Raw genomic sequence first — 12,492 nt, forward strand, 5'->3', positions numbered from 1 at the left:
AGGGCTAGGGAGGTGGACGTCAAACGCCAACATGCGGAGATGCCGATTAAGCATTCATCTCAGAATTGGGCCATCCATTTGTCGTAAGCGCTGCGAGACACTCCTCCAACTCGGCGCTTCTAAATGGCTTTGTAAGCCGCGGCAGGGCCGGAGCTACCCCTTCAAACTCTGCGAAACCCGATACGACTAGTACTGGCAGTTCTGGAAATTGAGCCCGGAGAGCCGAAGCCAGCTCCACTCCGGTCATGCCCGGCATAAGGTGGTCGGTGACGAGCAGGTCTGGCCTGAATCCCTGCGCAACGAGCGCCATTGCAGCCTCGCCCGAGTCAGCTTCCTGCACTTCATAGCCGAACTCTTCAAGCATATCCGCGGTGCTTGCTCGTACGACTTCCTCGTCGTCGACCAGCAGCGCAAGTCCTCGAGCATGGTCAGTGAAAACGCGGGCGCTAACCGTCTTGTCATGACTTGGAACCAGCGTGCTGATCGGAAGCCATAATTCGATGTTGGTGCCCACGCCCTCTCGACTGCTTATGGTAAGCGCGCCGCCGAGCTGGGCAGCCAAGCCATGCGCCATGGAGAGGCCAAGCCCAGTCCCCTTCCCGATCCCCTTCGTCGAGAAGAATGGCTCAATCGCCCGTGCTACCGTCGGCTCGTCCATTCCAACGCCGGTGTCGGCTACCGACAGGCGGACGTAGTGCCCACGCTTGAGAGCGCCGCGGTTGCTGCGAACACTATCGCGCGTTGCTGTGATGCGCAGCGTACCGCCTTGCGGCATTGCGTCGCGCGCGTTTACGCCAAGATTCAGCAGCGCCATCTCGAGCTGATTGGGATCAGCCCTGGCCGGCGGCAGATCGTCGGCCACCTCAACAACGACCCTGACCTGGGGACCGGTCGTGCTCGCGAGAAGATCGGCCATGCCGCCGACGAGCTTGCCAACATCCACTGCGGCTGCTTGGAGCGGCTGGCGCCGCGCAAACGCGAGGAGGCGTTGGACCAGCGTCCTTGCCCGGTCTGCCGACTGTAGGGCACCTTCAATCAGCCGCTGCTCGCGCTCACCACCCAACCCTTTCCGCTGGAGCAGGTCCAGCGAGCCTAAGATCGGCGTAAGCAGATTGTTGAAATCGTGCGCGACACCACCGGTCAGCTGACCCATCGCTTCCATTTTCTGGCTTTGACGCAGTGCTTCCTGTGCATGCCCCAACTCCCAGGCCGCCTCCTTCTCGGAGGTCACATCTCGGCCCACGGCGTAGAAGACATCGCCCTCCGGCACGAGCGTCCAGGAGATCCAGCGCCACGATCCATCGGCGTGGGCAAGCCGGTCCTCGAACCGCTCCACCGTCTCGCCACGTAGCAGTCGCCTCATTGCCTCCTCTCCTGCTGCATGGTCGTGAGGATGCACCTGCTCTTTGAAGGACAAGGAGAGCAAAGTTTCCATGTTGCGGCCTAACGTGCTTTCCCATGCCGGGTTGATTGCCTTGAGCCGGCCATCAAAGCCCATGATCGCGAGCAGGTCGCGGCTCATCTCCCAAACCCGATTTCGCTCGGCCGTTCGATGAGTAACTTCGTGCTCAAGCCGCTCATTCAGCTCACGCAATCGGATCTCACCCCGCTTGCGCCGCGTGATGTCAATTGCGGTTCCGATCACCCGAAAACAGATGCCTTGCGTAGAGAAGAGGCCCCTTCCCTTTGCTGCGACCCAACGGGTAATACCGTCTTCCTTACCGACTGTCCGGTATTCGATGTCATAGAGCGCGCGAACGTCTGGGTCGCACGCCGCGGAATATGCCTCGCGCGTTCTATCGCGATCCTCGGGGTGCACCCCGTTGAGGAAATCGTCCAAAGTGACCGGCACATCGGGTGAGATACCGAACATGGCCTTCACTCGAGGTGGCCAGAACATGCGGCCGGAAGCCTGGTCGACATCCCACTGGCCGATCTCGGCCACGTCGAGGGCAAGCCGCAGCTGCTCCTCCTTCAGCGCCAACTGCTCCTCTGCCTTCCGCCGGTCGTCTATATCAACGACGGAGCCCACGTAGCCAAGATAATCACCGCCGTCTCCAAACCGCGGGCTCGCTGCATCAATCGCCCAACGATAAGTGCCGGAGACGTGGCGAAGTCGGTACTCAGCTCTAAACGACGTCTGGAGGTCGTTTGCGCGCGTAAATTCCGCCTCCGCACGCTTCCTGTCCTCAGGATGCGTCGCCTCCAGCCAGCCATATCCCTTCGCTTCTTCAGGAGTTTGGCCGGTGAACTCGTACCACTGGCGGTTCAGGTAGGTGCAATAGCCAGTGGGATCGGTGACCCACATCATAACCGGCGCATGATCCGCCATGTTGCGAAAGGGATCTTCACTCTCCCGCAACGCCGCCTCGCGCGCCTTTTCCTCGGTTAGGTCGCGCATTTCGATGATGGTGCCAAGGGGTTGACCGTCATCGCCTGCGGCAGGCGAAGCGGTGAAGAAAGCGGAATAGAAATGCCCGTCTTTGTGGAGGAAGACTTCTTCGCCCTGCGTTTTCTCGCGTTCGTAAAAAGCCTGACCGGTGAGGCGGTCTCCGCTCGAGCAAGGCCTGTCATCGAGCAACGGGTGGTGAACTACCTCGCGCAGCGACCTGCCCCTCGCCTCTTCCTGGGAATAGCCAGTAAGCTCCTCTGCCGCCTTGTTCATAAAGACGCAGTGCCGCTTTTCATCTATCAGGAAGATGGCCACAGTGACGTTGTTCAAGATTGCGTTCAGCCGCCGCTCAGTGGATTTCACCTGCCCGCCCTCAATCTCGCCTCGGCATCACCCGACCGGATGCCCCCCTTATGAAATACCTGACCGCTTGTGCGCCTACGTCAAGCAATAGCCGCATCGATATCGCTAATGGTCCCCGGTGAATGCCTGCCACAACAAGTACAGCTGCCAGAGGCTAGCGCCCGATGACCAAACTGCGCCACCCGCGGGTGCAGCCGATTGCGCCCCTGCTCGCCGCTGCGGCGAGAAGCGGTAAACAGTACCGCCGACCATGCCAGAATGCCGCGCAATGTGCGCTGGCTTCGCGCCTTCCCTGCGACCTTCGCACCGCGTCCGGATCGATCCCAAGATTGCCGCTCTTGTACGCCGCCTCGCCCGATGGATGCGAGTACTACCAGCAACTGAGCTCTCCAGCTCTCCTTTGGCTTGGATCAGGCACGTTGAAAGAGCAACCGAAGGAGCTACAACCCGTCGCGTGTGCAGTATGTGCGATGGGACGCGTGCTGCGGGCTGCTGGCACCGAGCGCACGCGGCCAATGCGCCCTGCCAAGCCGAGCATGTATAACGACCCGGCGAACCCTGCTAGGATGTTGCTTGCAATGTCAGGTCGCACCACATGCACGTCGGATGACTCGCTTATAACAAGATGTGGAGCTGGACCTCTGTGGCTGACAAGCTAGTGCATCGGATGCTCGCACCTGGCGGCAGGCGATGCTGTCGTCGGGATCGGCTCTTTCATGCTAGCGTTTCCGCAGGTTTGACCAAGGTAATCGGATGCAGTTGCGAGTCATGGTGGTGGAGGATGATCCCCTACATCTGAAGCTATATGAATCTTGGTTAACCCATGCGGGTCATTACCCTATAATGGTGGCAGATGAGCGTAATGCTGAAACCGTCGCCGCCAAACATCATCCCGACGTGGCCATCATCGATGTTCGATTGCCCCACATCAACGGGATAGACCTGATTAGATCGTTGAAACGTGGCAATGCGACTGCAACCCTCCCCATTGTGGCAGTGACCGTCCTAAGCGACTGGCATGATGAGGAAGCCTGTGTAGCAGCTGGGGCGGACTGCTTCATGTCCAAGCCGGTCAGCATCTTCAAACTAACCGATACAATTCTTGCACTCACCGGATCCGCTTGAACCAAAGCTAGGCCGTTCGGTGTACCGTGAACTGAAGCTCATCGGACGAAGATCAAGTGGAAGGCGTCGATCAACTTCTCACGCGTCAACCTGCGTGGCGCTAGCGGATGGATCAGTGCGAATCACAGGGCGGAAAATCAATGATCTGCCCATGGCGCCTGGCAATTGCTCATTTTCTGGATAGCGTTGTCGTAGGATCTAGGCAGTTGTCGCTGAGGGAGCAGTTAAGCCGTCTGGACTGTTGCTGCCGCACAAAGTGCGTGTGCGGCAAAAGCCATCTGACAGAATATTCGTCCCATTTGCGGCGGCGGCAGTAAAACGGATCGAACAACAGAGTGCAATTCTTGACAGCCCTCACAGGCAAATCACGGGCGGAAAAGCTGCTTGTCACGCACGCTTCAAAAGCCCTAGGCCGTAGAGCGCATGTTCTGTCGCCTCACGTATTCCCTTCGCACGCCGTTAACGCGACACACTGGCCAATAACTTACCTGGGGCTATTTACCTCACATCGGAGGTGATGTGTAACTATGAATGCAGTGCTAACACGCTCCGGCCGCGGCGCTCATACAACCGGCGAGGTTGTAAGCGGTGGTAGCTTGTGAAGCTCTGATAGGCTCAAGCGCCTGTGGAAAGCCCCTGGCATCGCCGGCAGCGGATTAGGCCTCGCATGCGACTTTCGCAACTCACGCTCCTGCTGCAGCCACCAGCGCGGCCCCGATCACCGTCGAACAGGTAGGACGCTATATCGCCAATACCAGCGTCCTTGATGTTCTTCCGCAGCGTTTTGCCTGGCGAGATTGGGCTCGGAGACCCTTGAGCAGACGATCCGGATCTGCCCCGGAATGCAGGAGTAGCTTCTTGATCAGGTGGTGGTACCCATCTCTTGCAATGTACAAATTAGCGCCTGAGCCGCAAAAGGTTTGCGAAGAAAGCGATCGGCGCCTGCAGCTTCTGCTTCTTCGGACCCACCATGCCCAGAGGCCACAATGATCTTGGTGAACGGCCACCGCCGCCTGACCATGCTAACCAGTTTCAATCCGTCCATTGAACCCGGCATCCGGACGTCCGTAAAAAGGATCTCTACTGCGCCTGTGCGCTCTAAAGTATCAAGCGCTTCGTCTGCGTCCGCGGCTTCAAGCGCCTGGAAGCCTGCTTCTTCGACTATCTCTAATGCCACCATGCGAACGAGGGCTTCATCCTCAACAACTAAGACTCTGGACAATATGATTTCCCTGTTGCTCCGCGAACGCGAGAGCTGAACTGTCTAGCTATGCTAGCCCTGCCTAACGACCTCTATCCCCGAACCTAACAGGCTCGGGCAGTGAGTATCACGCGATCGCTTTGTCTCGGTCTTGATGAACCGAAAGGATATATCTCGCGCAGGCCGACGCACGTCGAGCCAGCTCCAAGCTGCTTTCAATGTCACGGGCGTAGCAGGTAAGCGCTGCCCGCGATGCTGGATCGTAAAGGTCCGCCCGGAGGCGTTGCACCCGCTCAAGCTCACGAGCTAGATCGTCCGCAGTGTTCATGGTCGTCTCCGGCCCCCCGGATGGTTCGCCAGTTTCACCAAACGAGGTAAACAAAGGGTTAACGACCCGACGGTGGACATGGGCTGGACGGGAGTGGCCAAGGGCTGCCAGCTATGTGTATGCCGTCAACCGGCGGAGTTCCGCACGTTCCGTCGCCATAGGCACGCTCTGTTTAAGCACCCAGTTGACGAAGGTTTTTCGTCAACGACAGAATAGATAATGGTAAGCGACCAAGTACCCTGAAGTCCTATACCGCGCATCGCCCGGTCGCAACGCTTGATCAACACCGATGAGCAGACTAGGTATAGCTTGAAAATCGATACCTAATGCAAACCACGTTATAGAAGGTTCACTATCACTTCACCGGGTTCATCTTCTATTTCAGGGCAGGTAGTTCCGGTATCTGACAGGAGATCCAGTCATGCCGAAATGCCGATCTCTCCGCGCGTCGAACAAAATCCACAATTCTTCCGTTCGACTGCCAGCCGGCAGTCTGTAGCAACTGAGCGCTTCCACAACTTCCCGTCCGATTACTAATCGCGCTATGAACCTTCGGCGACTTGCTAAAGCACCGTTACGGCTCCCGCTCTATTGCTTGCCGACCTAATCACCAGGCGGGCGTGGCGCAGCTGGGGCGGCAATTGCTGCGCATTTGCACACGGCATCAACTTCGCTTGCCTCCCTAAGTGACGGCCTCTCGGCACACCGCTGTTGCAACCGGCAAACACCAAACAGCTAGCGCGAGGCCACGCTCGCGCCGGCAATCGGAACGCGACGCTCGATGAGATTTCGAACACGTGAGCTGTCCGATTGGCCCCGCTCTTGCAGCCGCCTCATAATGACGCCCTCCTCGCAATGAGAAAGAAACATTGAGTAGAGCGAGCGCGTGCGCGTTGCCCCAGAGCCCGAGCGGCAGGAGGCGATGCTTTCAGCCACATCCGAAACATTCAGCCACATGAGCTGTGATGGCGCATCTACGGAAGGATTGGTCCGCAGGTCGCCTACTGGAGTGAAGCCAAGCATGCTCTGATAAAACCGGCGATGGCGCGGATTTACCTCGATCAGGAGATCGGTGCAGCGGTGATTCTGCAGGCCGTACAGAAACACCGTATGAAAGAGCATCGCTAAGTTCTGTTGATCGGGAAGCTCCGTCTCGAACGCGAACTTGGTCAACTCGCACACTTGGGCTCCCGGCGCGGCCCTGAAGATATCGACTTCATCTTTGAACACAGCATCAACTGCCAGTCCGCCAGGGGCGTCCACGCCCAGGGTGATGGTCCCGACGATTTGCTCATCAGCGAGCGCCATGAAGGTCGTATGGCTCTCATCGTTCGGGATCTGGTGGTCGGAACCATAGCCGCGCCATGCGAAGCGCCTGTTGAGCAACTGGATCGCCTGATCGCGGTCCTCACGAGTTTCAGCAAGGCGCAATGCCAGGATGCGGCTCATTGACCCGCTACTTTTAGCCTCGTCCGCGCTAGCGCCCGCCCCTGCTCTTCGGGTGGACGTTCGAGGAAAATCGACTTCGATCCCGTGCGCGCTTAATGTCGACCGCTGAGAGTACATCACGACCTCGAATGTTGCGTAGCGTGCGCCACTATGAAAACCCTTCGTGCTTCGGGCTTTCGTAAGCGGCTCCCGGCAGGCGCCATATTCAGGACAATCAACAGGTCGGGATTCCACTTAGTAGCTAAAACGCATTCTGTTGAGCAGGCGGCATCAGGTTATGGTATCCGCTTGTGCTTACGCTCATCTTAAGTGAAAGCCCCCGCTGTAGTCGAAAACACTCACAAGCTCCGCCAGTCTTACGTGTCAGAGGAGACCGCCTCATCTTTTCTACCTCCACCAGCGAAGGTCGGGGGCTGAGGGTTCTCGCATTAGTCCTGGAGCAAGCCAAAAACTCCGCCGTGCCCGGCGTCATTCAAATCAAGGCAGCGACCTCCGACCCGCAGCAAACGGCTTTCATAAACTCGCGCCATATGCATGTGGGCGCGGAACGCCATCATCGTCTTTGCGCGCATAGCCGCAACACGTGCGTCTACCGCGCGAAGCCGAAAGTATTCGAGATCGCTCATGGTGCTTTCCAAGATGACGGCCGCGTGTAAGGTGGCCAACTTCTAGTTGGAATTCCGATGTATTACCGATACATGGGGGCACAGTGCGGCTACGATCAGTGGCTCTCCGGCTTCAAACCATCGACCTTGTGAGGGCGTATCGGCGATGGCGTCTGCGAGAGATAGAATCCTCTTTTGAAAATCAGGATTCTTCGCTTGGCTTGAAGCTCAGCGAGATAACAGGAAAGCTGCGGCGCCCTTCTAGCTCCGTGAGGTTAACTGTAACCAAGTTCCAACGGTTTTCCAAACTTATTCTAGGGTGTCACTTCAATTTCAAGGCTAATTTCTTCTTTGCACGATACTACGATTGCCACCGTCGTTGATCGGCAGATCGCGTTGATATACACCGTTGTCTCTGTAATCCTGAATGTAAACAGTACAAAGGTTGTCAAGCACCGACATCATTCGTAAGGATTGTTCGACCGAGAACAACCGGTTGAAGCCTCGCAATTTTGCTTGTGCGATTGTCCTATCCAGCCACCGCGGCTGACCTTTCGGCACCGAAGAGAGTGCCCGGGCAGTTCGTCCTAAGTGCGGCAAGCCATAGGTGGTTGACGGTTGCTCGGCCGCATTCCACCTGAGGAACAAAGGCGATTGTTGATTCTGTCCCACCGGTATGCACACCCGGCTTGGTGCGGCGCATTGCTCCTGCTATACGGTTGAGAGGGTCCCGCCCCTTGAGCCGAGCCGCTTCCGTCCCTTTGCGGCTCGGCTCTACCTGCCCTTTTCGATGTTGCGAGTGTCGGCCTGAGTGCTCATTCCGATGCTGCGACGCAACATTGCCGCGACTGAAGCATTTAGCAGAATCGTGCGGCCGACCCGACGGACGTATAGAAGTGTTTGCGCCAGCCAGCGCTCGGCGGGCGCAAACACTTCAACTTGCGGCCACGGTCAAGTTGCGCAAACCGCGAGGGCGCTCCAAAGTACGAGCGAACGGTTGATTTCGGCGCGGCGGTGCTCGCCGGAATATCGGCCACCTCGTCACGCAAATCCCGCGCTCCTCCAGGCAGTAGCGAAAATAAGCTGATGCGGGGCCCTTGAAGCGAGATACAGCAGCACGGCCTGCTCTTGTTGATCGCGATTTCAGTTCGCCAGGCAAGTCTGCAAATGCAGAGAGCACAATCGATTATCGGAAGTGAGCTCGCGCTTAGGGCTAGACCACAGGCTCGGCTCGACGCTTGAAGATCGCCAACTGGCGACACGGTCGGCTCAGCTGGCACGGCAAACCGAGATTTGAAGATCTTTAGTACTACCTAGTACCATCTGTCGTTGCCGGAGGCGGACAACCTCTTTTCAGCGGTAGTTGCGGCAGACATTCGGCCTGTGCTTTTGCCTTGTCTATTCGAATGGATGCGGCCAGCCTACTAAGCCCAAGCGGTCGCTATAATTTCACCTTCCCCAAGGAGAGCTCGCTACACCCGGAGCGAGACTTGAGAGGCAATGCTTGGGCAGACGCACCGAACGTTTCCGGCGTAGCCGGAAGGTGAAGCGAAACCGAAACAGACAGGCGGTATGGCGCCTTGCCGCCGCTACAATAAGCCGTTTCGCCTCCGCACCGTTTCGGTTTGCGAGAACATCAGCTAAGGCGAGCAACTGATAAGGAGCTTGCACGTCATGCCGGAATCGAAGGCCATTATTCCCGTCATTCTATCGGGAGGATCCGGCACGCGCCTTTGGCCGATGTCCCAGCCCGAAAAGCCAAAACAGCTGCTTTCGCTGACCGCGGAGCAAACCATGTTACAGCTCACCGTCCAACGGGCCGCTGGACACCAATTTGCAGACCCGATCGTCGTTGCAAACGCCTTCCATGCAGACTTGGTCGAAGAGCAACTTTCAGCGGTAGAGTCCGCGGCGCAGGCGCTGATCCTGGAGCCGATCGGGCGTAACACGGCACCGGCCATCGCCCTTGCTGCAATTGTAGCCGGTGGGGGTAGCGAGCCGATGCTCGTTATGCCATCCGACCATGTCATCGCTAACGTGGATAGCTTTCACGCCGCCATACGGGATGCACTGCCGCTAGTGAACGAAGGCTGGCTCGTAACCTTCGGCATTGCGCCTGACGCGCCGGAAACGGGCTATGGCTGGATAAAGGTAGGCGAACAGCTAGCCAAAGGCATTCACCGGGTTGACAGGTTCGTAGAAAAGCCGCCGCGCGACGCGGCAGAAGCAATGTTGGCGTCGGGTGATCATGCTTGGAACGGCGGGATATTTCTTTTTCGAGCCGACATGTTCCTAGGCGCGCTTAGCGTATACGCACCAGAGATGCTGATCGCTGCTCAGCAGTCAATCGAGCGCAGTAGGCGTGAAGGGAGCCGCATCTGGCCGGATGCAGAGTCCTTTGCGGCCTGCCCTTCAGATTCTATTGACTATGCCGTTATGGAAAAGGCGCCTCGTGTCGCGGTAGTGCCGGTCTCTATGGGTTGGAGCGATGTCGGGAGCTGGGACGCGCTGCACGCCATCAGTGACCCGGATGAGGGCGGCAATGTCGTACGCGGGGATGTCGTAGCGATCGACTCGCGAAATTGCCTGGTGCAGAGCGAGCCCGGCAAACGCGTAGCACTTGTGGGTGTGAACGATCTTATCGTCGTTGTTTCAGGTGCCGATGTGCTGGTGCTTCCTCGCGGCCGGAGCCAGGAAGTGAAAAGAGTTATCGAGGCAATGAAGGACTGATGCACGGTTGAGTGCGGCGCACGGCCGCACTCAACAAGATGTGCCGCTATGCTTCCGGATAGGAGCATCGCCCATCAAGGCAACGATTCCGGACCCTGCTTAATGTCAATTTCGCCCGTAGATTATTATCGAACTTTGACCTGCGGCGGGTAAGAGACACTCCGTACTTGTTCGTCAATCAATCTAGTGCTCAGCTGTCGTACAGAAGCGGAGCGACGTCTCCGGTCTCAGTAGTCGAGGAATTTTATCAAAGCATCCTGGCGCCAGGGGAGGATCGAAAGCCAGTCCGGCAGCGGTTTTATGACTCCAGCAGACCAACGCATGCAGCTGAGGCAATCCGCCCACTGATAGCGTGACGGACGAAGCAACTCGCAGAGGTTCAGTTAGCCTCAGGCGGCAACCTGTCGCGCCTACATTCAGTACTGCGACATTTACAGGTGGACTTTCTCGACATTCCAGCACAGCCGGCGCGTCGATTTTATAGCGGCGCGCACGCCGCTCGTTTTCCCCAAAAAACTCTCCATCCAACATCCCGCCACCTTAAGCGCCGACTGCTTGCTGAAGTGTAAATGGTTCAATGGTTCCGCTCGAACGGGGCTGCATCCTCGGCACACAAGATACGCCTATCGCGATTTCGGGACCACTGTTCCGGAGCCAGGTGAGGCATGCTGCATATCTTGCAGCTTGCGGAATTGCAGCGGGCGAATTCCGGGCGGCGACGGCTGATCTGGGCCTAGCGGATCTCAGCGCTGGTTGCGCTCGATCTGGCCTCGGCCGGCTCGCCTACGCACGACTTTCCACCGTTCAAGCACATAGTAACTAACCGGCACCTATCCCGCTGCTGCCTGTAGCTCCTAGACCATGCCACGGGTGGGACAATCAACGGTTGGATGTAACGCTCTACGCGCCTCCTCAGTGATCGTGTAGACCGCCTGACGCTGTGCTCCGCGATTATGATGATCGACCCGATAGCCTTGATAATGGCGGCGGACGAAGCCGGCCCGCACCAGCTCGGAGACTGCACGGCTCACGTTGGTGCGACCAGACTGCCTCACGCGCTTTCGAACATGGGCGTCGACGAGGCGCTCGGCGGCCTCCCGATCTGCAGGCAGCGCGCGCTTCGCTTCCAATTCCTGTCGCACCTTTGTCCTAATCGCAAGCCTTCGGGGATCCCGTTGCGCAACTGGGATGAGAGCGTCACATAGCCAATCGCGCACAGGGATACTGCGGGTTCCCTCCCGGATGTAGGGTCCAGCCGAACCCGTCTTCACACTCGCCTGAGCGATAAGATTAAGAACCATGAAACTGTATCGCGGCCGCTCACAGACGGCAGTTAAGCGCTCGAGAATTGCAGGTACATCAAGGAGCCGCTGCGGCTTCACATGCAGGGGTTCGGCGGCGCGCTCTTGGAGCGTAAAGAGGTCCAGCTGAAACATGGAACATTTAGAGCACAACCGCGAGTCCGAGTGAATCCCACTTGTCCGTGTATCTGCACTTTAACCGCTCGCGGCACTTCACCGTCGCGGGGTAAAGTGACACAGCTGGCAGGTGCGAACGTCGCCATGCCACCCGGTAACCAGAGTTGCACTATTGGAGATCCCTTCACCGCGATGCACGCCAGGGGTCGCCTGGAGATGTCCGAGATCGCATCTTGAATGTTGCCCGAAGCGGCAAAGTGCCACTGCCTGTTCGAGAGTGTCACGACCCGATGCCTGAGCTCGCAACGGTGGAGAGGCACTCAGAAGCTCATTTGATCAAGTTTAGCTATCAACGCCCGACTAGGGGCGGGCTAGGTTGTTAAACCCTTATCACCCGCTATGGCCCGGTTCCGGTGCATACGCTCAAAGCTGCAGAGAGGAATTTGCCGATGAGTGATGACAGCGATCGCAGGATCCGGGATCTCTTCGAAGCTTTAAGCCTTTCCGTCGCCGCAATCGAAAAGCTTCAGGTCGAGGTTCGCACGCAAAAATTAGAACTTGATCGTTTGACAGCCGAACTCGGCATCGCAGACGGTTTCAAAGCTGTCCTGCGCAGGGCGCTGCGCCGATGAACGACCTCCTATTTTACAGCCGTCACCAACAGCGAGGACGATGCGGCCCTCGGTGCTCATGCCAGTGAGCAGGACCTCGCCGAGATCGTAGAGCAGCGATCGGTCTAGTTCGACGGCCAACTTAACCTAGAGCCGGAACGCCTGGTGTTCATCGACGAGACCTGGGCGTCTCCCGACATGGTCTGCCGCCAGGGTCGATACCGACGCGGCGTACTGTCACGACGTTCTGCTCCGGCAAGCAGGTGGTCC

General features: G+C 57.9%; 9 protein-coding genes. 3 read left to right on the forward strand and 6 right to left on the reverse strand.

The window, feature by feature from the left end; translation table 11 throughout:
• Window positions 1-46: 46 nt before the first annotated feature.
• Complete coding sequence (locus FHT02_RS22085; protein WP_184090160.1) at window positions 47-2,755, reverse strand: PAS domain S-box protein; 2,709 nt, start codon at window positions 2,753-2,755, stop codon at window positions 47-49.
• Window positions 2,756-3,523: 768 nt separating this feature from the next.
• On the opposite strand from FHT02_RS22085, the gene FHT02_RS16450 reads away from it, so the two are divergent.
• The gene (locus tag FHT02_RS16450; protein ID WP_184090163.1) at window positions 3,524-3,880 is read left to right on the forward strand and encodes a response regulator; all 357 of its coding nucleotides are present in this window, start codon (window positions 3,524-3,526) and stop codon (window positions 3,878-3,880) included.
• Window positions 3,881-4,742: 862 nt separating this feature from the next.
• Here the strand turns inward: FHT02_RS16450 and FHT02_RS16455 are convergent.
• The 3 genes from FHT02_RS16455 to FHT02_RS16465 form a co-directional block, all read right to left on the reverse strand.
• Window positions 4,743-5,102, reverse strand: coding sequence for a response regulator (locus tag FHT02_RS16455; RefSeq protein WP_221239531.1), 360 nt, complete (start codon window positions 5,100-5,102; stop codon window positions 4,743-4,745).
• A gap of 1,042 nt (window positions 5,103-6,144) precedes the next feature.
• Complete coding sequence (locus tag FHT02_RS16460) at window positions 6,145-6,858, reverse strand: N-acyl amino acid synthase FeeM domain-containing protein (RefSeq protein ID WP_184090166.1); 714 nt, start codon at window positions 6,856-6,858, stop codon at window positions 6,145-6,147.
• 428 nt (window positions 6,859-7,286) lie between these two features.
• The gene (locus FHT02_RS16465; RefSeq protein WP_184090169.1) at window positions 7,287-7,484 is read right to left on the reverse strand and encodes a hypothetical protein; all 198 of its coding nucleotides are present in this window, start codon (window positions 7,482-7,484) and stop codon (window positions 7,287-7,289) included.
• 1,653 nt (window positions 7,485-9,137) lie between these two features.
• Between FHT02_RS16465 and FHT02_RS16470 the strand changes: the two genes are divergently transcribed.
• The gene (locus FHT02_RS16470) at window positions 9,138-10,193 is read left to right on the forward strand and encodes a mannose-1-phosphate guanylyltransferase/mannose-6-phosphate isomerase (protein WP_184090172.1); all 1,056 of its coding nucleotides are present in this window, start codon (window positions 9,138-9,140) and stop codon (window positions 10,191-10,193) included.
• Window positions 10,194-10,376: 183 nt separating this feature from the next.
• Here the strand turns inward: FHT02_RS16470 and FHT02_RS22285 are convergent, their stop codons facing one another.
• Together FHT02_RS22285 and FHT02_RS16475 are read right to left on the reverse strand one after the other, a co-directional pair.
• Window positions 10,377-10,724: a PilZ domain-containing protein gene (locus tag FHT02_RS22285; RefSeq protein ID WP_425506449.1), complete on the reverse strand. Its 348-nt coding sequence runs from the start codon at window positions 10,722-10,724 to the stop codon at window positions 10,377-10,379.
• 323 nt (window positions 10,725-11,047) lie between these two features.
• Window positions 11,048-11,629 carry a hypothetical protein gene (locus tag FHT02_RS16475; protein ID WP_184090175.1) on the reverse strand — a complete coding sequence of 194 codons (582 nt, stop codon included), beginning with the start codon at window positions 11,627-11,629 and terminating at the stop codon, window positions 11,048-11,050.
• A gap of 431 nt (window positions 11,630-12,060) precedes the next feature.
• Here FHT02_RS16475 and FHT02_RS16480 point away from each other — a divergent pair, with 431 nt between their 5' ends.
• Window positions 12,061-12,243 (forward strand): hypothetical protein, encoded by a 183-nt coding sequence (locus tag FHT02_RS16480; protein ID WP_184090178.1) that lies wholly within the window; start codon window positions 12,061-12,063, stop codon window positions 12,241-12,243.
• The last annotated feature ends 249 nt before the right edge of the window (window positions 12,244-12,492 follow it).

Source organism: Sphingomonas xinjiangensis, assembly GCF_014199255.1.
Lineage (GTDB): Bacteria > Pseudomonadota > Alphaproteobacteria > Sphingomonadales > Sphingomonadaceae > Sphingomonas > Sphingomonas xinjiangensis.